At 54.1% G+C, this 23,035-nt stretch carries 16 protein-coding genes; 1 reads left to right on the forward strand and 15 read right to left on the reverse strand.

Going from position 1 to position 23,035, the window contains the following annotated elements; all coding sequences use genetic code 11:
- Nucleotides 1-124: 124 nt before the first annotated feature.
- From KGP26_RS00835 to KGP26_RS00895, 13 genes are all read right to left on the reverse strand, one after another.
- Nucleotides 125-1,198: a hypothetical protein gene (locus KGP26_RS00835; protein WP_223664895.1), complete on the reverse strand. Its 1,074-nt coding sequence runs from the start codon at nucleotides 1,196-1,198 to the stop codon at nucleotides 125-127.
- 444 nt (nucleotides 1,199-1,642) lie between these two features.
- Nucleotides 1,643-2,281 (reverse strand): hypothetical protein, encoded by a 639-nt coding sequence (locus KGP26_RS00840; RefSeq protein ID WP_223664896.1) that lies wholly within the window; start codon nucleotides 2,279-2,281, stop codon nucleotides 1,643-1,645.
- Between the two features lie 75 nt (nucleotides 2,282-2,356).
- Nucleotides 2,357-2,599 carry a hypothetical protein gene (locus KGP26_RS00845; RefSeq protein WP_223664897.1) on the reverse strand — a complete coding sequence of 81 codons (243 nt, stop codon included), beginning with the start codon at nucleotides 2,597-2,599 and terminating at the stop codon, nucleotides 2,357-2,359.
- A 636-nt stretch (nucleotides 2,600-3,235) separates the two neighbouring features.
- Nucleotides 3,236-3,703, reverse strand: coding sequence for a hypothetical protein (locus KGP26_RS00850; RefSeq protein WP_211136601.1), 468 nt, complete (start codon nucleotides 3,701-3,703; stop codon nucleotides 3,236-3,238).
- Between the two features lies 1 nt (nucleotide 3,704).
- Nucleotides 3,705-7,604 carry an RHS repeat-associated core domain-containing protein gene (locus tag KGP26_RS00855; protein WP_223664898.1) on the reverse strand — a complete coding sequence of 1,300 codons (3,900 nt, stop codon included), beginning with the start codon at nucleotides 7,602-7,604 and terminating at the stop codon, nucleotides 3,705-3,707.
- 13 nt (nucleotides 7,605-7,617) lie between these two features.
- On the reverse strand, nucleotides 7,618-8,751 hold the full coding sequence (locus KGP26_RS00860; RefSeq protein ID WP_223500623.1) for a hypothetical protein: 1,134 nt from the start codon (nucleotides 8,749-8,751) through the stop codon (nucleotides 7,618-7,620).
- Nucleotides 8,751-9,467, reverse strand: a complete 717-nt coding sequence (locus KGP26_RS00865) for a DUF4123 domain-containing protein (RefSeq protein ID WP_218520015.1) — start codon at nucleotides 9,465-9,467, stop codon at nucleotides 8,751-8,753. Before KGP26_RS00865 ends, KGP26_RS00860 begins: the two co-directional genes overlap by 1 nt.
- 30 nt (nucleotides 9,468-9,497) lie before the next feature.
- Nucleotides 9,498-11,480 carry a type VI secretion system tip protein TssI/VgrG gene (gene tssI / locus KGP26_RS00870; protein ID WP_223664899.1) on the reverse strand — a complete coding sequence of 661 codons (1,983 nt, stop codon included), beginning with the start codon at nucleotides 11,478-11,480 and terminating at the stop codon, nucleotides 9,498-9,500.
- 20 nt (nucleotides 11,481-11,500) lie between these two features.
- On the reverse strand, nucleotides 11,501-13,246 hold the full coding sequence (tssF, locus tag KGP26_RS00875; RefSeq protein WP_223664900.1) for a type VI secretion system baseplate subunit TssF: 1,746 nt from the start codon (nucleotides 13,244-13,246) through the stop codon (nucleotides 11,501-11,503).
- 18 nt (nucleotides 13,247-13,264) lie between these two features.
- On the reverse strand, nucleotides 13,265-14,293 hold the full coding sequence (gene tssG / locus KGP26_RS00880) for a type VI secretion system baseplate subunit TssG (protein WP_223664901.1): 1,029 nt from the start codon (nucleotides 14,291-14,293) through the stop codon (nucleotides 13,265-13,267).
- Nucleotides 14,290-16,032 carry a type VI secretion system baseplate subunit TssF gene (gene tssF, locus KGP26_RS00885; protein ID WP_223664902.1) on the reverse strand — a complete coding sequence of 581 codons (1,743 nt, stop codon included), beginning with the start codon at nucleotides 16,030-16,032 and terminating at the stop codon, nucleotides 14,290-14,292. Before tssF (KGP26_RS00885) ends, tssG begins: the two co-directional genes overlap by 4 nt.
- Before the next feature lie 24 nt (nucleotides 16,033-16,056).
- On the reverse strand, nucleotides 16,057-17,517 hold the full coding sequence (gene tssC, locus KGP26_RS00890; RefSeq protein ID WP_223664903.1) for a type VI secretion system contractile sheath large subunit: 1,461 nt from the start codon (nucleotides 17,515-17,517) through the stop codon (nucleotides 16,057-16,059).
- 90 nt (nucleotides 17,518-17,607) lie between these two features.
- Entirely contained in the window at nucleotides 17,608-17,871 is a 264-nt protein-coding gene (locus tag KGP26_RS00895) for a PAAR domain-containing protein (protein WP_071682755.1), read from the reverse strand.
- Between the two features lie 268 nt (nucleotides 17,872-18,139).
- Between KGP26_RS00895 and KGP26_RS00900 the strand changes: the two genes are divergently transcribed.
- The gene (locus tag KGP26_RS00900; protein WP_223664904.1) at nucleotides 18,140-19,177 is read left to right on the forward strand and encodes a virulence RhuM family protein; all 1,038 of its coding nucleotides are present in this window, start codon (nucleotides 18,140-18,142) and stop codon (nucleotides 19,175-19,177) included.
- 106 nt (nucleotides 19,178-19,283) lie between these two features.
- Here the strand turns inward: KGP26_RS00900 and KGP26_RS00905 are convergent, their stop codons facing one another.
- Both KGP26_RS00905 and KGP26_RS00910 read right to left on the reverse strand, forming a co-directional pair.
- Nucleotides 19,284-20,387 carry a hypothetical protein gene (locus tag KGP26_RS00905; RefSeq protein WP_223664905.1) on the reverse strand — a complete coding sequence of 368 codons (1,104 nt, stop codon included), beginning with the start codon at nucleotides 20,385-20,387 and terminating at the stop codon, nucleotides 19,284-19,286.
- Nucleotides 20,387-22,978: a fimbria/pilus outer membrane usher protein gene (locus KGP26_RS00910; RefSeq protein WP_223664906.1), complete on the reverse strand. Its 2,592-nt coding sequence runs from the start codon at nucleotides 22,976-22,978 to the stop codon at nucleotides 20,387-20,389. Before KGP26_RS00910 ends, KGP26_RS00905 begins: the two co-directional genes overlap by 1 nt.
- Nucleotides 22,979-23,035: the final 57 nt, after the last annotated feature.

Below are 23,035 nucleotides of genomic sequence, written 5' to 3' on the forward strand. Positions count from 1 at the left end.
GATTTATTCAACAAAGCCGCATCACAGATAAAATACCGTACTTTGTGCTCTAAAGATAACTTATTTACATTCACGAGTTGAATTCCACCCTAATTCATCACACCGTTAATAGACAAGTAAAAATTTAATTTTTATTCTTTAAATCATTAATTAACTCATCTGCTTTCATTTGCAGTTCAATTCTGTTGATATTAGTCAGCACAGGCTGAAGAATATAGTAAGGATGCTCATTAGTACATTTTAGACGATATGACTTCCAATCTCCATCGATTGGGAAAAATACTCTATAGTTACCATCAGAAACTCGGAGGTATCTAGCGTCCTTATCTTTACTTAATATTTTATAGCCACCATTACAATAAAAACTGTTAACCGTATCCATACTTAATGTGTTTTTTATAATAAATCCGACAATTACATTTTTGTTAAGAAAACAAAAAATCATTAAAATAAAAAAGGAGGCGGCCAAAGAAAAAACGATGGGAGTAACATCATACCTAACAAGAAAGAAATGCCGTTTCCCATTTAAGCTGTTTCTTCTTTTTAGTTTAACCTCTTTACCCTCATACATCAACATGGGTATTTTAGCTATGGCCATGAAAAAATATAAAACTATAAAGAAAAAAATTATTGCATATGCGAACACAGTTACTTTAGATGATGCCTCTAAAATTGTGATATCCATATAACGCATAACCCAATTTCTTGCCAAGGAAAATATAAAGAAAGAGATTACAACCCCAATAATACGCACAACCCAGAAAAACATGTTTTTTTCTTTAACTAAATAATCCGAAGAATTATTCATATACATTGAAATAGATATGGAAAAAGTAATTGCATAAAGAAATGAAAAGATAAAAAAGGCAGGTGATCCTATGAGTTCTCTATACTTAAAAACGGTTATAATGGTAAGTGTTAATAGTGATGATAGCAACGAATACAGTATAGATAAACTATATTTACTAAACCTTCTAATTACATTGACATTCTTTCTTTTATTTCTAAATCGAGCGCCCAAGTGCAATAAATTAGGCTTTATTATTAAGGAAATAATAATGGCAGAACCTGTAAATATAAAAAATGGAATCACCGTTGAGTCAAAAGGAATCATGAAAACTAATGATAAAAAAAATAAAACCCCGTGATATACATACACTGAATTAGATGGGCTTATTTTCTTCAACTTGATTAACATAATTTTTCTCCATGTCGTTTGAAAATTTCCATGTGTTGAAATCACCCAATAATATCCATCAAGATAGGGTAATAACTACATGTGATTCCTTATAATACTCTAATTAGAAAAACCGTTGGTGAGGATAGGTATCTATCTTTATAACGGCATCATCGAATCCCTTTCCATCTTGTTTAAAGAGCCCCAACCAATCGGATCTCTATCAATATACTGGCAAGTTTGATCGGATACCCTTTCAGATACCGGCCAACCCCAGATCATAATACCAGTCCTGCTCTCCTTATATGCATACTTCCCCTGAAACTGCAGAGATTGGTTAGTTTTGGGGGCATCTTCGTGCCCCCCTTCTCATCGATAAGTTGCGTCATGTCATAGGCATTGTACCGATACCGTTGCTGAAAATGGGAAAGGCACTTACAACTCCATCCATTTTATATAAAAACTCTACTCCCTTTTGATTTTTACAACTAACTCATCACTGTCAATATTATTAATGATGTATTGCTCTCTGAAAGCACTCTCAAAAAATAAGCCTGGCTTATTGTTTTGGACGAGATTTTTCGTCTCATCATTCAATTCTTTGACCTTATGTACAAACTCACTATATGAGTCTAAATAAATCGCATCATCAAGATAAAAATCCATAATCACCGAGTCATTTGATAAAAGGTACATAAAAACATTAATTTCAGGTAAAAGTTTCAATCCACCACCGATCTGGTAAACTCTGTCACCATCTGATAATTTGCAAGGCCAAGTCTTATAAACACTAGCTCGATCCTCTCTGCCTTTGGAATCAGAAAATTCCGCATCTCCGCCTTTGATATTTAAAAATTTAATCTTGGCTTTTTTTATTATTAAAAAACCATCTTCTACTAAATCATTGTTATGTGAAAAACCTTTATCTTTCAATATTGAAATAAATTCAGAATCAAGATTAAAGACAAAATTAATTAATGAAAGCTCAAAAAAACCACTCAGGTTATCAGTCAGTCCTGCATCAATATACGTATGTAAGTCACTTACACCAGTGTAATCAACTGCAACATTAAACTTACTAGTTAAGTCTAATTTAATCATCATTTTTCTCCCTTCTTATGCTAATTTCCGCCATATCCTGAGTTGATGACATGCACGAATAATCCGGGCTTTTCTCGGCTACAAGGTTTGCTTATCATGAAAAATGATAGGGGAATTATTGCTCTTCATATATTCGATGATTTTCTCATAGGGGTCATCATCATCCAAAAATAACCCCATGTCCATTCCATTTTCATTGGTATAAATGAACATATAGCTCCCATCTTGATTTTTTCTTAACGAGAAGTTGGTGATAGAAGCATATTTCTCTAGCATTCCAATAATTTCATTATCAGAATAGGTTTTATTTTTCTTCGCCATGAACCTGATTTTTCCTTTTATGAGCGTTCCATTTTTGGTAAAGGTTCCTTACTGATTATAGGAGGGATTAATAGCGATGTATTTACCACTCTCGTTTAGTTACTAGCTGAAAATTTTTCTGGCTATCATTCACTTGTCTGACGGAATTACCAGGGGGTTATTACGTTTCAAATACATAATAACTTGTTTATGACAATTATCATCATCTCAGAAGCGATTCCATAATCGCCCATATGAATCTCTATAAGACAACATGACATCATCGGCATACCCACTCAGAACGTGTCCTAGAACTTCTAGTAGGTTAATAATTTCTTCATCTTTATAAATTTCTATATTTCTATTCAATTTATTATTTATTTATTTATTATTTATTTAGTCACTCTTTTCTTCCATGGACTTTTATAATTCTCCGAGTAAATCACCGCGCTCTGGCCTGATTTACTCCCTAAGATTTCTGCTTTTAAATTACTTATGATTTTACCCACCAAGAGGAGGGGCTATCTCCTGCAAACCAGTTTTACCTTCTGGAAGCTGAATAACCCCTCACCTTTGTTCTATCATATACTCTTAATACAGCAGTTCATCCCTTAGTAGATCCTAATTATTTATTAAAGGATAAACTATAAAATTAAGTTATATTTTATAAGCAATGAAACCATTGGTATCATTCCAGTTCATTGCTTTCTCTATCTCTTCTATTAGTTCGTTAACATTATTGATGAAAATCACTTTCTTTATGTTGTCAATAATGTCTTCATCAAATGAAATAGCAGCTATCCATGAGTCTATATTAGGTAATTCATCGGTGATGAATTTTTTTAAATAGTTATTAGATACTAGGTGATTATTAACATCCTGCTCCCACTCATATATCGAATTATCGTCAATTGAATATATTGAGTAATTATCTAACTCTACATTTTGAGGTAATAAAATCTCGTATGATGGAGAGTGTTCGGGGGAGGCGAATTTCAGTGTGTCCATCCAAGAATATTTTTTTGGGGATTGGGAGAAACTCTCCCCCCCCCATGATATTAGGTCTTCTTTTAAATGACAAACATCATTACCCTTCGGTAAAAATAAATCCACATAGATATCCATACTATTTCCCTTGCGTTGATGTGTTAAATGGAAGCATTTGGTTACCTTTCGTTCTTAACCAAATTTTCCCGTCAAATATAAAAGGATGCTGGTGAGGGTTTGGATGATGATGAGGCTTACCATGATCCCCCCAGTGAACTTCGCTTATAGGTACGGGTTGCCCATTAGCTAAAGGCCATGTATTTTCTGGGAATTCAGCTGACTGTCTATACACTCCACCACCTTCCGAGCTTACTTTACCTCCTAGAACCGTGTGCGCTCTTCCTTCAGCATCGGGATGAGGGAGAGGTATATCCTGACCGTTAACACGTTGCTTAACTAATTCAATAGGGTTTCCATTTTGGTCTCTCGGTATATAAATATTTTCTTGTGGCCTAAGTATTTCAGGTTCTGGGCTTCTATTTCCTGTAGCTTGATTATCAAACCCAGGGAGTCCTTTTAAACCCAGAGGATCTACCCAGCCAACCGAGTTCCCATCAACATACTGATAAGAGTTCAACCCACCATCGAGTTTTACCGGATCCGCCGTCAAATACCGCCCAATCCCCGGATCATAATACCGGTTCAGGTTGTAATACAGCCCGCTTTCCGCATCTTCGTACTGCCCCTGAAAACGCAGTGGGTTGTTCACCTTCGGTTGCGGGTGTTCATCCCGTGCATCTGGCGGTGTCCATTCCTCCGTCAGTTGCCCATAGGCGCTGTACTGCCCCCGCCATACGGTGTTGCCCTGGCTGTCCGTCAGGCTGTGCGGCGTGCCAAGGTGGTCATTCTGGTACCAATAGGTCCTGACCTTCGGGCTGTTCACCCGTGTAGAGCCTACTATCGTCGCCATCGGTCGGTGGCTGCCCGGCTCATACAAGAACGTCTGCCAGTGCTGTTGATTGTCCGTTTCCGCAATCAGCTTATTGCCCTGCCACAGGTATTCCGTGGTCCGGCCCTCTACGCTTTTACTGGTCCGGCGGTTAAACGCATCATAGGTGTAAGTGGTTACTTGCCCGTGTGGATCGGTCCGCTTTATCAGCCGGTGCCGACAGTCATAGGCAAAGGTGGTCACCAATTTGTGGGCCTTGCCGCGTCGCTCTACCGCCAAGTTACCAAAGCGATCGTACTCGAAGTGCCTGTCACCAAAAAACGCCAGCCGGTTGCCAGGGGCGCTGTCCCGCTCGCCATGTTCACTGACCCGGTTACCGGCCCCGTCGTACAGGAAGCTTTCCCCTGCTACGCTGTGCCGATCTACCACCGTGTGGCTGCCGGGGAATTGTGCACTCAGTAACTGCCCCCGGGCATCATAGCCGTATTCCCGTGGGGCATTGCCCGTGATGCTAGCTAGTTCACCCTGCGCCTGGTAACGGTAGTGCTGCTCCCACAGTGGCTGTACCCCCATCTCGCCGGGTCCCTGCAAGCGGTGCTCTACCATACGCCCCAGACTATCGTACTGGTAGCGGTTGACCAGCCCGTTGCCCTGCCGCCGCTCCTGCTCGCGCCCGGCGTTGTCGTGGTTGAATGCCAGCAGCGGCTGTTCGTTCAACGTGATCCCCTGCACCCGGCCATGCTGGTAGTGGTAGCCCAGTTGTTGGCCGTCCGGCAGTCGGCTGCCTTTCAGCAACCCGCTATGTGGATCGTACTGATAACGTTGCGTTGCCCACCCTTGGTGCTCTGCCACCAGGCGATTGGCGATGTCGTATTCCCAGGCCAGCGGCATCTGCCCGTCATTGACGGCAATTAACCGCCCCAGGGCATCATAGTCGTACTGCTCTACCTGCCCATCCGGCAGGGTCTTACGCAGCAGTTTTCCCTGCCAGTCTCGCTGGTAGGTTGTGACCAGCGGCTCCGCATCTGGCTGATTACCGTATTCTCGCTTTTCAATCAGCCTGTCGTTCAGATCGTACGCATACGCGGTTTTAACCCCGTCAAACCCGATCTCTTCACTCAGCAGCCCCGTCGCCGTGTAAGCCAGGCGGTAACTTTCCCCTTTCGGGTTGAGGATCTCACTGACCTGCAGGTGCGTGTTGTCGTAACGGTACTCCAGCGTACTGCCATCCGGCAGGATCTTGCGCGTCAGCAGATGCAGGGGGGCTGCGTACTCGTAGCGGGTCACCAAACCGGCCGGATCGCGCGATTCGGTCACCTTGCCATAGGCATTGTAACGGTATTGCTGGGTGCGGCCGTCCGGCGTGGTCTGCTCCAGCAACCGTTCCAACGCATCCCAGACAAAATGAGTGGTATTACCTGCTTCATCGGTGACGGCGATCGGCTGGGTGCCAAGGGGGGTATAACGGTAACGGCGCACGCTACCGCCACTGGTGGTACTCTCCAGTAAACGCCCTACGTTATCCCAACGATACATTTGTGTCACCCCGTCAGGATGGGTAACGGCGCGCATCTGCCCGTTCGGGAAATAGTCGTACTCGGTCACCTGTTCCCCAGGTGAGCGCGCCGCGTAGATATCCCCATGTTCATTAATGCTATTGAGCCACACTTGCTCCAGGCGACCACTGCCCTTGGCCACCCGCTTGAGCTGACCGTCCAGATAGGTGTAGCGTGTCATGCTGCCATCCGGGCTCAGTTCGAGCACCAGGTTACCCGCGTCGTCATAAAAATAACGGGTCTGCTGGCCCAACGCATCGGTGGTACTGACGCGTAACCCCTCTTCGTTGTACGTATGGCGGATTTCTGCACCGTTCGCTGCCCGCCGGAAAATCAGCCGGGCCTGGCCGTCGTATTGATAGATCTCCTGGCTGCCGTCGCAGCGCCTTAGCGTCACCTGCCGCTGGTTATCGTCCCACAGGTAACGGGTATCTAACTGGGCGAAATTGCCATACTGGCGGATACAGCGTGATGCTGGCCCCACGCCTTCCCAGGCCCAGTTAAAACAGGCGCCGCCCGCCAACTGGCGCTGTGTGATGACATGGGCCTCGTTGTACTGGTAGTGCTCTTGCTCCCCACAGGCGTTCAGGGCGCTGGCCAGTTGCCCGGCCGCGTTGTAGGTGTAATGTGCCAGCACTTGCTGCGTCACCCAGACCGCATCACGATAGGCCTCTTCACGGATCAGTGCCTGCAAATGGACCTGCGCGATGTGCGCCGAGTCATCATCCGTGTACTGGAACAACAACCGGCCCTGCACATGCTGTAGGTGGATCAGGCGCTGCTGGCGATCGTATTCCAGTTGCAGACGGTTGTGATATTTGTCGCTGAGGGCGGTCAACCGCCCCCATTCTCCCTCACGCACAAAGGTATACACCCCAGCGCCACCGCCAAAGGTGAGGCTGTATTCGTTCTCGTGGCTACCGAGGGCCAGCACCGCGCCCCCGAGCACATTGGTCAGGGTAGGGTGTTCGGCATTCGGATAGGGGAAGGCGGTCCGCTGGTTTTCATCGTTATGCCAGACAATGGTGTCGTCGGTAAAATGCAGGCGGTGGGAAAGGCTATGGCTCCAGCCGTACCCCAAACCCAGATCCAACTCACAGGCGCTGGTGCGGTAAAAACGCTGCCAGGTGAAGGGCAACAGCCCCGGCAGGCTGCCTTCGCTGATCGTCAACAGTTCTTCGCCGGTGCACAATGATACCGGATCGCCATCCAGATCAGCGTTCTCGCTTCTTGGCGTCGCCTTGCCCTGCGGATTTTGACCGCTGCTGTTGGCTTGGGTGACCGGCGATTCAAACCTGGTTTCATGCAGGTTATTGGACCCAGTGGGTAGACTGCTCTGATTTTCCAGGCTCTTGCCCAAGCCAGCGGAGTCGATATTCGCGGTTTTTTTGATATTTAACGGAACAGCCCCTGCCCGAATAGGGTTCTTGGCCAAATAATGGGGGACGTGTTCATTGATCAGGGAAATGATTTCTTTTATCCCCCCCATGATCGCTTTCCCTGCACCGGCATTGGCACGAAATAACGGTTTCATTGACTCTCCTTGATTATCGGGCCGGGCTAATACCGGCTAAGCTATCCAACCCATCCAGGGCTAATTTGGCTACGGCACCGGGTAGCACGATGTAAAGCAACAGCATCATGACCAATTCGCCTGCCGCTCCCCCGGCAAAATCGGCGATCTGTTGCGGTGTCAGCAGGCAAAAGTAGCTGTACAGGGCGTGGGCACAGATAAACATCAGCATCTCATCGGAGAGGATCACCAACGTATCGGCAATCTCTTTTTTGCCGGTGTCATACAGCTCTTTCATTTTATCCACCCCCTTTTTGCCGATATAAGCCAGCATGGCGTCCAGGTTCTCGCTGGTGACCCATTGCACGATCTTTTTGGCTGTCTCGTACAGTTCGAGGATTTTGTCGCGTAAGCCGGCAAAAAATGCTTTGAACGCCTGGGTAAAGTCCACCTGAGCGCCTCTGTCTGTAAAATCCTTCCAGGCTGCCTGCTGGTGTGTTTTCCACTGGGTTTCCAGCAGGTTGGTACACTTGACGATCAGCTCGCTGTAGGATTCATCCAGCCGCTGGAGGTTACTTTCACTGCTGGCCTGGGCGTTGACGACAACGTGATAGGTATACGCATCGTCGCACTCGGGCAGATTGATGGTGGCCATCCCGTTGTCATCGAAGGCCAGGCCATCCAGCACCGTGATGTCCTCAAAGTCTGAGGACGCCATGTTGTTGTAGTAAGGTCCGTACGCCTGATTGACACTCATGTAGGCTATCTGCCGAAATTGCTCCGGGGTCTTTTTCTTACGTTTGATGATCTTGAAGGGCGAACCCGCGATTGGGATATACCCCTTGGCTTCAAAGGCGTGCGTCAGGGTAATGGGTTGATTAAGGGTGCACTGCATGACGCCGTTAAGCTTTTCATCGTCTATCCGCTTGGTGGTAATGACAAAGTCCCCGACCTTCACCTCTTGATCCATCAACAGCAAGCTGCCCAATAGCGGAAACTCTGTCGTATCGTGGTAACGCGTCAGGCAGGATTTAAAATTGTTCAGCGTCTTCTGGAAAAGCCTCTCAGGGTCGATGGGGGCAGAAGGGATCGTCACCCGTTTGTTGTAATTCCCGTATGCGCTGCTGGTATACGTCGTCGAGTTGTTGCCATACCCATAATAACTCATCACTCACTCTCCAATGTGGTGACGATGCGAGCCATCAGCCCTTCACGCTGCCCATGGCTTTGCACCAGTAAATGTCGGATCTTCATCTCCAGCAAGGCAGGGGAAAAACGCCCATAGAGATCGGCACGGGTTTCCTGCAATTGCTGTAATGCCTGGGCAATCACCGGCCCAGGATCCGTTTTCAGAAGTTGGTCAATCAGACGTTGCGGCACCTGCCACCAGGGGCTGACCTGGGCTTGCGCCGTGGGATCTACCGGGCAGGTAAGCACCTCGCCGTTTATCCAGTAATCCGAGAACACCGGCAGAACATCTATCCAGTGCTCTCCCATATAACGCAGGTGTGCTGGCAGAAAACGCCCATCCCAGTAGCGGAAAAACACCGCTTTACCCCCAGGCATGATCACCTGGGTCAGACCACGAAGATGGTCCGTAATGGCAACCTGCGGCAACGGTGAACGTGCCAACCAGCCCCAGTTGCGCAGGGGCGTTTCTGCCACCCAGCGCAGAAACGGGCTGCCGTCAGTGAGCGGCACCAGCACCGGCATCACCTCGAACCAGTTGGCATACGGCGTATTGGCATAAAGCCCGTACGGCGTGCGGCTTCCATCCTCCCGGTAATAGGCCTTGATACCTTGCGCACCGTTGGTATTGGCCAAGACGGCGTACAACGGCGTTCCCGATGTGTTTCTTGCCCAGTCCTGTACGGTCTGTTGCATCTTTATTCCTCCTTGACGATGAGTGGCCAATTAAATTGCGCACCCTTCCTCTTTACATTTCTCACACTCTTCGCAATAAGGGGCATCACTACTAAGCACACCCTGCTGGATCAGCGTGGGAGCGGCCAACAACGGCACCACACCCGGCATCTTCAGGTTGACGCCCTGACCGCTACCCGCGGAGCCACTGCCTACCAGCAACGATGACGACGTGAAAATGGCCCCCGGTGCCAATTTGATAAAGCTGCCCCCGGCCTTGAGCGTCAGCTCACTGCCCGCCGAAAGGGTGATTTTGGCCCCGGCTTCAACCGATACTTCCTGCCCAGCCTTCACCACATAGGCGCTGCCAACCTGCAAATGGGATTCGCCATCGGCCAGTTCGGACTTTTTGCCGCTGGTGTGGAGCGTGAGTTCGCCCTTGATGCGGCTTTCCCGGTTGCCCTCGATTTCGCTAAGGCTGTTGCCGCCAACCTTGCTGCTCTGGTTGGCGCGAATGTCCCAGTGCGCATCGTTGTTGACCAGGGCCTTGAGGTCTTTCTGCGCGTGCAGGTAAATCTCCTCGCTGCCCGCCTCATCCTCAAACGACAGTTCGTTAAAGCCCTCTGCCTTGTGCGATTTGGTGCGCCAGACCGATTTGGTCTTGTTGGCGGGCAGCGGGTACGGCGGTTTGTTCAGGCCGTTGTAGTAACGCCCGCTCACTACCGGGCGATCGATATCGCCGTTGAGGTAGCTGATCAGCACTTCCTGGCCAATCCTTGGCAGCGTCACCGAGCCAAAACCGTCCCCCGCCCACTGGTTGGAGACCGGCACCCAGCAGGAGGCCTTTTCATCCGCCGGGTCGTAACGGTTCCAGTGGAAATGCACCCGCACCCAACCCAGTTCGTTGACGTACAGCTCTTCGCCCTTTGGCCCGACGATCGTGGCCACCTCGTCCCCGTCGGCCAACGGTTTGTAACGGTAGCTTGGCCGCCAGTCGATATTGCCCGGCGCAAAGGTCAGTGAGTTGGTGAAGGTAGTGCCGCTGCCGTTACTCTCTTCTTCCAGCGCGGCAGGCTGTTCCCCACGGTGGCTGACGGTGATCACCTGCCAGCGATCGTTACGCGCCTGCACCGGGTGGCCCTGCAAGGTAAAAATCGTGCCCGGCATCAGCCGGATGCTGTTGGTTTCTGCTGCGCCCTGTTGGGTGCCCGCTTGCATGGCCTCCAGCCGCACGGTGCTGAGCTGCGGCCCGGTCTGGTCATCCTGATAACGGCCATAGCTCTCAAATACCGAGTATTGGGTGGCTTCACCGCCCAATGTAGGGTCGCTCTGTTTAAACTGCAGAGGATGGTCTGGCCGCCGATGCTCGCGATCTTTAAGCACGCTTTCCCGTGACTGCATGAACGCCCCCAGGGTCAGCCGATGGGCGATGTCGCCCTGGGTTGGCGACTGGATATGCGGGTTGAAGGTCAGCGGGATACCTTCCGTCATGCTCAGGTGCGAATCGCCATAAACCAGCTCGTTATCTTCAAACCAGAAGGTGATCCCCACCTCGGCCATCAGCCGCAGGATGAAGTCCAGGTCGCTTTCGCGCTTCTGGGTCACGTACTCACGCGGTGGATAGGTCTGCTGGATATGGCTTTGGTATGGGATGCGGTGTTCGTCCAGTACCTGATTGACGATGTCTGGCACCGATAGGAAATGGAAGATCCGGCTGTCCTGTTTCAGGCTCAGTACCCAGACATCCGGGCGGATCACCGCCTGATAGTAGGTGCGGCGAAAACCGCTTTCTCCCTGAGTCAGGCTGGCGATCAGCCCTGGGATCGTGCGCTGTTCCTTGCCACTGACGGTGACGGTCAACGCCCCCGGCTGCAGCAACTGTGCTTCCAGTTCGATGTCTGACCGGGTGCTGACCAGGTTTACCGTCAAGGTAAACAGGGTCGACAACCCTTCTTCCAGGGTAAAACCGGCCACGTCAAAGGTGTCCGGAGGCAGTTCACCGAGTTGGCTGCTGAAAAATAATCCGCTGTCCATCGTTCACTCCTTGTGGTGTCTCACATCATGGCTCGTTGGCCGCGCGCCAGGGGCAATGCCCAGCGCCGCTGTGAAGGTTCGGTTATCACATCCAGCAGCAGGAAGCTGTTGGTGGTCAGGCAATGGGTAAAGAAGACGCTCAGCGCCGCCGCAAAGGTGTAGGCTTCGCCGGGGCTGTCGAACGCCTGGTCATCGAGCGTCAGGGTCATCTGCAAACCGCGCCGCAGCCGTTCCCCCATCAGGGTATTTACCGGTTCGGTCTTGACGGCGGTGATGCCCTCCACCGCCCGGCGAATGTGCCGGACCTGGGGCAGGTTATGTCGGGCGTGCAGGCAAAAATCGTCGATCGCCCGCTGCACCGTTTCCCGGTGGTTGAGGAGCGCGGGGCTGAACGACAGGCAGGCCATCAGCCGCCAATGGTGATGGCTGTCCACCACCGCCGGGTACGGGGTCGAAAATCGGGTGACGGTAGTGACGTCCAAGGTATCGGTCACCGCCATGCCGAGTAGGAAAGGGGAGCCAAGCGGTAACGTGGGAGATTGCGCCGAGGTGGTGAGCAAATCGCAGACCACGGCCCGGCAAGGGGGCTCGTTCAGCGGCTCCCCGGCACTGTTGCACAGCACCAGTTCATGCTGCATCCGCCCCAGGACATCACCGCTGACCCGGACGGTGTAAAACATCGCCAACGCGGCGTCGGGTGCATAACGCGATTCCGGCGTCAGTTCGCTGTCGGGCTGGAAGTGCACCCGTCGGCCCCGCCGCAGGGTATCCGGCTCTTCCAGCATGCTGACGCCGGTGATGGCATACACCCAGCGATCGTCGGCATACGGCAGCGGGTAAACGCTCTGCCCGGGTAGCAGCCGTATGGGGGCGCTTTTCTGCGCCGCCAGGCTGATCACCGGGACGCAGTGCAGCATAAAGGCCGACGCCAGTTGGGCCTGGGTGAGCGGGATCTCCCCGTTGAACGTGAGGATGACGGTAAAGGTGCGGCTGTTCCCCAACGTCAGCCCTGAGTGCATCGGGCCAAAATCCAGCGTCAGGAAATCATTCACATGGGGCAGGTACAGGTATTCTGCCAGGCTCTGCAGCGCCCAGGTGGTTTCCCCCTCGTGGGGCAGAATGCGGTTATCCGCAGTTGGCCGTGGGGAGGACAATACTGTTTCCAGCACCCATTGTCGTCCTTCCACCTGTAGCACGGGCCGGTCCTGATGCTGTTCACACCACAGGGTCAGCGTCGCCGCCACCTGTGGATCATCGCCCAGAAACAGCGATAGCGGCTGGGTTGGCCAGGTGTCACCCGGCCCCTGGTACTGAAACGTCAGGCGGATCTCGCTGTGGGAGTTGGTGACCAGCAACTGCCGGTCAATCAGGGCCAGCGGCTGCAGCGTCAAGGCATGGCAGGTCTGGAACACCTGCGTACGTCCATCGGACAACAGGGAGAGCGATTCTCCGGCGGGCAAGGTTAACGGCGCATCCAGCGTGCTGGCTTTGGCGCTGACGTTCACCACGCCACAGGCCGGAATAGGCCGCAAGGGGAAGGGCCAGGTACGCTCAAGATGCCCCTGTGTGACCTCGGGGAAGCCGTCCTCCAGGCGTTGGCGCAGCCCGGCGTTCAGCATTGCCGCCCCCTGGATCAGGCACTCCACATCCGGATCGCCCGCATGGCGGCCCAGTTGCGCGGCCAGTGCGGGTTTTTCCTGCCCCACCTTGTCCGCCAGCGCACGCAGGTAGGCATGTTCCTCTCTGAGATGATCGGTAAAGTTCATATCAATCCTTGACGTTGGCTACCTGCGCACAGGCAACAGGGTGTAGGGTTTCTCTTCGGGTTGCCCCACAAAGGTGGTCCACCCCAACTGGGTCCGCTGTGTGTCGCCGAGCTTCAGCCCCCCGGCTTGATGCCGTGCCAGCGTCAGGCGCAGATCCCAGACCAGCGGTTCGCGCAGGATGTACTCGACAAAATTGACCAGCAGACGATGCTGCTTACCGTCAGGTAAAAACGACAGGTACTGTTCCTGCGTGAGCTCATTGATCGACAGTTGAAATTTGACGCTGCGATCGCGCATTCGGCTGCCGATCACAAAGTTGCCCCCCAGCAGCGAACGGGGTTGATGGCGTTGCCCGCGTATGGCGGTGAGCTGCCCCAGGCGATTTTGCTGTTCGTCACTCAACGTCATGACGTGGGGCATACAAGACTGCACCGTCACATCCGGGAGTGAAAAGAAGTGACCGACCAGGCGGGCGATCACCTCCGGCGAGCGGCCCGGTGAGGCCAGCAGACCGGCGTAGGCCAGCATGGCTTCGGCGTTGATACCCAACTGCTCTCGCGTCTGCGGATGGCCCAGGCCTATCAGGGCAAAAATACGCCCCGAGGTGGCATCGCGGCCCCCCGGTTTGAAAGTGATCTCATAGCGGTATTTGCGCCAAATCTGGTGCGCCAACGACAGAGGCCGATGGTTGAACACCGCCAGAAAATCGTTGAGCCGCGTTTCTCCCTGTGCCGTGCTCCCGGCAATGTCATCCAGGTAGTAATAGGGCAAGGGCGACTGGCTGCCTTGCAGGCCCAGAAAACTCACCTCCAGGCGCAGCGGCCCACCTGGCTCATGTTGCAACGCCACCACATCGCTGGCGGCAAAGCCCAACCCGGCAGCGGCGGTAAAGCGCAACGCTTCCCGGTTGGGCGGCAGGCCGAGCGTGCGGGCCGGATCGATGCCCGCCAGCCGGTTCAGCCCTTCCACCAGGCGGTAGAAGTCATACTGGCTAACGTTATCGGCGATAACCTGGAGCTGCTGCTCCTGCTCTGCACTGGGGATCATAGAAAGCGGTAAGACTCCTGATTATCTTGGTTAACCACGGTGAGGGTATGGAAATGGTTGACGCTGGCACGCTGGGCCAGGAACCGTGCCAGTACCCGGCCATACAGATAGAGCTCGCCTTCCGAGTCAAACGCCCCTTGGAGCCGCACCGTAAGCACCGAGGCCAGGCCATCGATCGGCACACCGTCGATATGACGTTCAGCCGGGCGCACGGTCAGGCTGAGTAACCCTGCTCTACGCCGCCGGGAGACCCCTGCCGCCAGTTCACTGTGCCAGGCGGGCAGATCGCAGGCGCTCAGCACTTGCCGCAGCGCCGTCAGCGTCAGCAGTGAGCGGCTGTTCAATGAGAGGTTGCGCAGCAGGGCCGCCTGCAAGGTGGCATCCAACCTTGGGCTCAGGGGGACCGACGGGCGGGTGATATTGTGTACGCGCACCCCCGGCGGGCAGCCGGTGGCCGGTTGGCGGAGTTCTCCTACTTTCAGGTGCAACGGCAAGCGGCGGTGGCTGCAGGTGAGCCGTACGGACACCGACTCCGGCGGTAGGTTGTCCAGGTTTTCTCCGTGGCGGATCAACGCCAGGTGATGGTTCAAGCCCCCCACGGGCGATGAGGTGACCCGCACATGGTAATACCCCGCATCTTGTTGCTGGCTGAAGCGTTCAAACGGCGCATAGCGGCGGGGGACATCACTCAGGGCTGATACGCCGGTCACTTCATCCACCGAGAACACGTCGTAATCCTCGGGATGGCGCACGCTGGGGAATAACGGCAGCTCTGACTGCGTCCCATTGAGGCTGATCCCGTCAGCGTAATGGCTAAACAGGTTGATGGCGGGCGTGCAATGCAGGCGCACCGTCTGGCGGTTGATAACCAGGGCAGACGGCAAAGGCCGGGAGAAGGTGAACCGCAGGGTAAAGCCGTGAGAGGCTGATAGCGGAGGCAGGCTAGGGAAGCCCGTCACGTCCATGAATAAAAAGGCGTTGGGGAAGCAGGCGTGCTCTTGCAGCAGGCGATAGCCGGGGTCGGCATTCTGTGGCCAGGGCAGCAGGGCCTCTTCGTCGTTGAAACCGACCGGGGTGAGCGCCAGTTCAGGCAGCGGCCACGTCTTTCCCTCCACTTCCAGCGTGGCGTGGCTCAGGTATTCACTCAGCCACAAATGCAGCTGTTGCCCGGTGTGCAGGTCTTCCCCCAGATACAGCCGCAGGCCGTTCAGGCTAGTGAGATCCAGGGGCCGATCCGCCGTGGTGACCAGTTGCAGGCACAGGCTGTCATGGCCGTGCCGTTGCTCGCGGCTTACCGCCTGCACCTGTAACGGCCACAGCCGAGTATCACGGCAGGTGCGGAAATGGCACCGCAGCGTTTCCTTACCGGTTGTCACCGGCAGCGGGATACTGACCACCGTGGCCCCCTTGGCAATCTGGGGGCAAGCCTGCGCGGGATCCGACAGGTAATCCTGCTGCCATTCCAGTACGGTCATGCTGGGAGTGGGCCGCAGAAAATAGGGCCACAGCAGGGCCAGCATATGGTGGGTGAGGTTCGGTAGCTGGTCTGCCAACTGCCCCTCTAACTGCCCGGTCATCCAGGCCATTCCCTCCAATTGCCGCTCCACATCGGGATCGTGGTTGGGTGCGGTCAGGAAGGAAACCAGCGGGGCATGTGTTTGTTGCAGCACCTCGGCAGCCTGGTGTAGCGCTTTGCGCCGACGGGCTGGAGGGAATTGCCGATGTTTGTTCTGGTTCATGCGCAAGACATCCTGTCTTGGAGGTTATTTATCCAGGCGCCCGGTCAAGGCGAGGACGAAGTTGGAGCCCATGTGTTTGAAATGCGGCTGCACATGCAGCTGTGTCAGATACCAGCCGGGATCATTCGCGACTTCCTGCACCTCAATGCGTGCAGCGCGTAACGGGCGGCAGCTGCGTACGCTGGCTGGTGGGTTCTCCTGATCGGAGACAAAGCGTTTTAACCAGTTGTTGAGCTGATGCTGCAGGTCGCCCCGATTGCGCCAGCTACCCAGCCGCTCACGCTGCAGCACTTTGATGGTGTGCGCCAGCCGGGTGATGATAAACAGGTAAGGCAGTTGCGCCCCCAGTTGGTCATTGACCCGGGCGTTCATCCCCTCAGGCGTGAGGTCGGTATATTGCGGCGACTGGATTGAGTTGGCCGAATAAAACACCACGTCCTGCCCTTGCTTGCGCACCCCAAGCGGAATAAACCCGGCCATCGACAAGCGGTACTGCCACTGGTCCGACAGCAGCGTCTCGGTTGGGATCTTTTCTTGCCAACGCCCAAGCGCCGCATAGTAGCGAGCGGGCAGGTTACGGAATGCTCCGCCGCTCTCCGCCCCGATAATATTCGGGCACCAGCGATAACGGGCAAAGCTGCCCGCCAGGCAGAGCGCCAGTAAAAAGGCGCTGTTGCCCCACAGCAGGTGCTGATGTGTGGCAATCTGTTCCTGATAGACAAATTGCCGGACCTGCTGTGACGCCGGGGTATAAGGCTCACGCTGCAAAAAACGGCACACGGTCAGCCCCAAATAGCGGGCATCCGGAGTAGCTCTGAGTGCCTGCCAGCGGATATGTGTCGGTGCAGCCATGACCGCATCCAAATCAAGAATGGCGGGCAGGTCGGCTAATGAATCAACGCCGAAGAAGGTGGCGTCTGCCGCCGACAGAAACGGCGCATGCGCCATGGCGCTGACCACGCTGAGGTAGTGCAGCAGTTTGATATCGGCGGCACCGGGGGTGAAATCATAGCAGCCAATCACCGCCGCTACCGGCACTCCACCAAACTGGCCGTAGCCTGCCGAATAGACATGCTGGTAATAGCCCGAGGAGGTAATGTCTGGGGAGAATTCGAAATCCGCCAGCAGCTCTTCCTGAGTGGCATGGAGGAGCGTCAGCTGAATGTTCTCGTGAAACGGGATGTTATCGACCAGCAGGGCCAGCCCGCGCCAGGTTGATTCCAGGCGCTGAAACGCCGGAGCATGCAGGATCGCATCCATCTGGGCACTCAGGCGCCGATCAAGTTCCCGCAGCAGGCGATCAATCAGCAGAATATTGAGAGTGACGCCACGACCTTGTTCCGGCAGGGCGCGCAGCAACAATGCGATGTCCGCGTGGCTCACCGCAAATTCACTGCCGTTCAGCGTCGCAAGCAGCCCGGCGGCAAGTGAGGTGCGTGGTGGGAAAATGTCTGAATCGGTCTGTAGCGTATCTAACGTAGCCACGGCATCCTTGCTCCCTGGTAAAGCGTCTTGTCCATTATTTTGCGACTCTGCCGCTTCTGGCGGAGTGATTAGCGCTGAACGACGTTGCCGTCAGGCATTACATTCATGTTGTGAAGCAATCAGAGCGGCCCCGCAGGCGGTTTTCATGCCTTCCAGCGCCACAGGCACCCCGCCGACCAGTGCGGTTTCTGCACCACTGACAATCGGAAAGACCCCTTTGCATTGCGGGCAGGACACCAAATGCCCTACCAGCGCTACGTTCGTCCCGCAGAACTGCATCACTGACGATCCCTGTAACACGACCCCACCATGAGAGGTTTTGTCGCCTTGTAAAATCACGGCCTTCCCTGCCATACGCCCACCATAGTTAGTATTTTCTTATCAGATTACAGGATGTTTAGAATGGAAAAAAGTTGAAATATAACGGTGAGTAATGAATCTGTGAGCAGCATAGGAATAAAGGGGATCTTTTAGCATCAATCTGGGGGCATTGATGAAGCGTTTATTTGTTTCTGCGTGACTGCCCGCAAAATAAACGCCATTCGCGTAATGAGCCTCCATCTGTATATCTGGCATACTAAGCGAATGGCCGTAGTGTCAGTCAGATAAAAACGGAGGCTGCATGACAAATGAACATTTACCTCTGGCTCCTGTCGGGGAATTTCTGCTGTTTAAAAGTGCAGATGGGAGTACCCGGGTTGAATGTCGGTTTGAAGCGGAAACCCTCTGGCTATCCCAAGCGTCGATGGCCGAGCTGTATGATAAAGACGTTCGAACCATCAATGAACACCTTATTAATATCTACAAAGAAGGCGAGCTTGAGCAAAATGCAACCATCCGGAAATTCCGGATAGTTCGTCAGGAGGGTACTCGCCAGGTCTCCAGGGAGATCGAACACTACAACCTTGAGGCCATACTCGCCGTTGGCTACCGCGTCCGTTCAGCCCGAGGCACCCAATTCCGTCAGTGGGCCACCCAAACCCTCCAGGAATACCTGATCAAAGGCTTCGTGATGGATGACGAGCGGTTGAAAAATCCGCCCGTTGGCGCATCGGCTGTGCCTGACTATTTCGACGAGATGCTGGAACGCATCCGCGATATCCGCGCCAGCGAGCGCCGGGTTTATTTGCGGGTGCGGGAGATCTTTGCGCTAGCCGCCGACTACCAGCCCTCACTCAAAGAGACCACGCAGTTTTTTCAAACCATCCAGAACAAGCTGCATTTTGCCTGTACCGGCCATACCGCTGCAGAACTCATCCATCAGCGTGCCGATGCCAGCAAGCCTCATATGGGGTTGAGCAGCTATAAAGGTGAAGAGGTGCGTAAAAGCGATGTGACGGTGGCGAAAAACTACCTCAATCAGGACGAAGTTGGTGAGCTCAACCGCGTGGTCAACATGTGGCTGGATTTTGCCGAAGACCAGGCCCGGCGTCGCCAGCAGGTGTTCTTGCGTGACTGGCAGGATAAGCTGGATCAGTTCCTGCAATTTAACGACCGCGATGTGTTACAGGGCGCAGGTAGTGTCAGCAAGAAAGAGGCAGATGAAAAAGCACAGGCCGAATATGTCCAGTTTGCCGAGCAGCAGCGCCGTTTAAAAGAGGCCGAAGGGGAAAAGGATATTGCCGGTTTGCTGCAGTTGAAAACCGACGCTAAAAAGTAGTCTTGAATGCCCTGGAATTTTGCAAAATTTGAATGTTCGACCTTGTTAACCCCAAACCGCTGGACGGCTGGAAAACTACCCAACCGTCTGCAGCGCCAAATGCGGCTCAGTTAAACGTCACCAGCATTTCTGTAGAGGCAGTGACCGCACCGATTGGCACGCTACTGCCTCCCGAGCACAGTCGCCAGGTGAGCTGATTGGTCAAGGTTTTGCTGCTTTCTGCATTGGTGATGCTGCCCAGTTTTATGAGGGAGTTATCAAAGCGCAAGCCGGTTGTGGCCTTACAGTCGCCACTGCCGGTCACCCCGTTATCAATTTCCCCGGTGATATAGCCTCCCTTCTGGTTTAATGCCAGCCGTGAGGGTGCACTGTTGTACAGACCGCTGATGGCGCGGAACTGCAGATTGATATTGGCATTTATCCGGTCAGTAGGCTGCCCGCAGGTGGCAACCAGTTGCACGGGCTTCACCGCCAGTTCTGCATTGGCCTGGGTATTGCGAATGACCGATCCGAAGTTAATGGCCGTCGGGGTATTCACACTACATTCCAGCGTGGAGATGCGCAGGGAAATATTGGTGGGCAGTATAGAGGTCCTTCTATCCCCTGAGGTAGTGGCGGAAAAGCTACCAAAATACATGGGGGGAACTGAACCCTCTCCAGCTTTTTGGCTGCCGTCCGCCACCAGTACCCAGGTGCCTGAGAGCGTCGCCGTACGAGTACCGGAACTTGAGTAAAATGTATCATTCGACGACATGGCAGGGGGCAGGCACCATGTATAGTCTGGCGGTGAGGTAATATTCCCTTGTGACGTTGAGGAGCCTCTGGTTTCTGGCTGGCCAATGGTGCCAGTCAACTTTCCCTGTGAATTGTTACTTAGGGTATAAGTGGCGCTACCCGAGGCCCGAGGCATCAATCCGACTCCAGGTACCCCGGTCAGCGGGAAGGCCAAATAGCCACCAATGCTTTTCAATTCATTTGAGGCCATACACCGGGTCATTGACTTGGAGACTGACAAGAGTCCGTATATGGGATCAAGTTTCGGATGATCGAGAGGGCCACTTAATGTCGCGTTAAACGGCATGCCCTCCCATAGGATCCCCGTGCCCTTGCCGATGGTGATGGTTTCCGCCAGAACGGGGGCCGCAAGGGGCATCATTAACGCCATGCTGGCGATACCGCATGATGCGGTCTTTATTAATCGTTGTTTCATCACTGTCCTTCCTCACATTGCACATTCATCATGCGCACCGGATTGTTTGCTGATACTGCTGCCTTGCTCAGGCTGAAGTGGGCTAGGCACTGCTGTGCAGTCCCACGGCCCCACGCCGCGCGCAATTTTCCCTGTTCCGGCAACCCGCTCAGGTAGACCTGGCCGGCATCACCCACGATGCCGCTGTTGATCTCCGCTCCTTCCCCGGCCAGTGTCACCAGCGTGCCGAAGGGTACCGGCATGCCAGCCTGGGTCAGGGTTATCAGCGCCTGATAGCCGGTGCGTGGCGTAAACGTGGCTGCTACCACCGCCCCTTTGGTGGGATAGACATTGGTGCTGCTCTGCGGCAGGTCGACATCTTCCGGCAGCGTCGACGGGTTCAGGCTCACCGTGTTGTTCTGGTAAGGAGACAGGTACGGCACCACTGCATAACCGCGGCTGTCGGTACGGACTCCGCCGTTCATCACGCTCACCCCGGCAGCGCCCGGTGCACGAACCACTGCTACTGAATTGCCCAGTTGCTGGCTCAGCGTCACCCCGTTGGGGTGAACTACCAGCCCCCCGTTACCACTCACATTCAGCGAGTTATAGCGGCTGCTGTGGCTGTACCCGGCGCTGACCATGCCCTGGCTCCCCTGCCAACCCAGATTCAGGTTGCTGGTGCTACCCCCGTTGCCACTCTGGTTGTTGTTACTCCATCCCTGCATCAGGCTATAGGACAGGCGGTCTTCCGCCGCCGAGCCGCTCACCCCCACCTGTTGCCGTACACGACCTTCACTGTCGTGCGTCATCTGATAACTGGCGTAGCTGCGGTTGAGGGCGGGTTGCGCGCTGAACAGGCTGAACGGTACCTGCATATTGAACGCCAACTGGCGGTTCTGCGGCCAATCCCCGTCGGATTTTATCCGGTCAACGCTGTAGGCCAGGCCATAGCTCACGCCGTGCCAACTGCCGTTGTAACCTGCCGACAGGGTATTGTTCACCTGCTCATCGCCCCAGTAATCACTGCGCGCACCCGACAGGTACAGCGATCCAAAATCCCCCAGTTGCTGGGTTACCCGCACCTGGAAATCCGAACGCTGTCGGGCCAGTGCCCAGGGCACCTGGCCTTCACTGAGCTGATAACCGCTGTTGTTGAAGTCGGCAAAGTTGTAATAGTGCCGGGTGGAGTAACGATAAGCCGTCAGGTCCACCGAGGTGCCCGTGCTGAGCAGGCTTTTGGCATAACGTACCCGGTATGACTGGCCGCTCTGTCTTTCGTCATACATACGGGCCGATGAGAGGGTCACGTCTGCCGACATGGCGCCGAAATCCCCCAGCGAAATCCCGCTGCCCGCCACCGCCGAGGCGTATTTCTCCGCTATCAGCCCGCCGCCGTACAACGTGATGTCATGGGGCAGCCCGTAAATCAGGGTGCCCAACGCAAAATGGGCCTCTCTGGAGCCGGTGGTGATGCCGCCGTTGTAGCGCCCAGCGGTCAGTTCGTACTTCAACCCACCCGGACGTTGCATCACCGGCAGAGCCGAGAAGGCCTGGGTCCAGGTACGTACGCTGCCATCCGCTTCGGTCACCGTGACCGTCAGGTCTCCCCCTTGTCCGGTCTGGTACAGGTCATTAATCCGAAACGGCCCCGGGGCGACATACGCCTGGTACACCACGTTACCGTTCTGGCTGACGGTCACCCGGGCGTTGCTCTGTGCAATGCCGCTGATCACCGGGGCAAATCCCCGCAGGCTGAGCGGCAGCATGTCTTCGCTGGAGCTCAATTTCACCCCACGAAACGGAATGCTGTCGAAAACGTCATTGCCGGTGTTGTTTTCCCCAGCCAGCACATCCGAACGCCAGGCCTGGATATCGCGTTGCAGATAGGTATTTGAGAAACGGGTTTGCTGATTGCTTTGTCTGTCGGCATAGCCACTGCGGCTGTTATTGTAGGTGTAGGTCATGTCACTGCGCAGGCGCCAGGCCTGCCAGTTTAATCCGCTGTGCAGCCCCAGGAACAGGTTGGTCTGTTCGCTGTTGGATTGGCCCCACTGTCCGTCCTGGCGGCTGCGCCCGCCGTTGAGGGTATAGTTGAGTAAAAACGCAGTCATGCCCTGGTCCCATAGCGCAGGGTTAACCACGCTGCTGGCGTCTGGCTTCATCGCCACCTGGGGAATGCTGAGTTCCAGGCGCTGTTGCTGAAAATCAAAGTGCACTCGGGCATCAGGGATCAGGGTGGCCAGGTCACGGACTGGCTTGTCGACCGGCAATCCGCCAAAAGCGGGCAATGCGGGGGTATTGATCCCCATCTCCGCCAGGAAGGCCGGAGTCAATTCCGCGCTGACCTGGCCCTTGTCACCTGGGGTGAATACGACGCGGTATTGGCCACGCTCGCTGCGGTTGACCAACACCGTCACCAGATAAGTCCCCGGCGGGGTCTGTCCGGCGCTTTCAAACGCACTCAGGTCGGTGACGGCTTCCAGGCCACCACCCAGCGACAACAGCGCCGGGTCAAAGTAGTCGCGGCCCCAGGCTGGAGACGTGCCTGCAATCAATGCGCTGCCCACCAGGAGTGGGGAAAGCGCAAGGGCAAGAGGGTGAATTTTCATTATTATCCTATCCGTCTGAAAGAACGTGGCTCCCCGTAACGAGCCAGGAAGGGAGAA

Origin of the sequence: Serratia sp. JSRIV002, from assembly GCF_019968725.1 — a bacterium.
Lineage (GTDB): Bacteria > Pseudomonadota > Gammaproteobacteria > Enterobacterales > Enterobacteriaceae > Chania > Chania fonticola_B.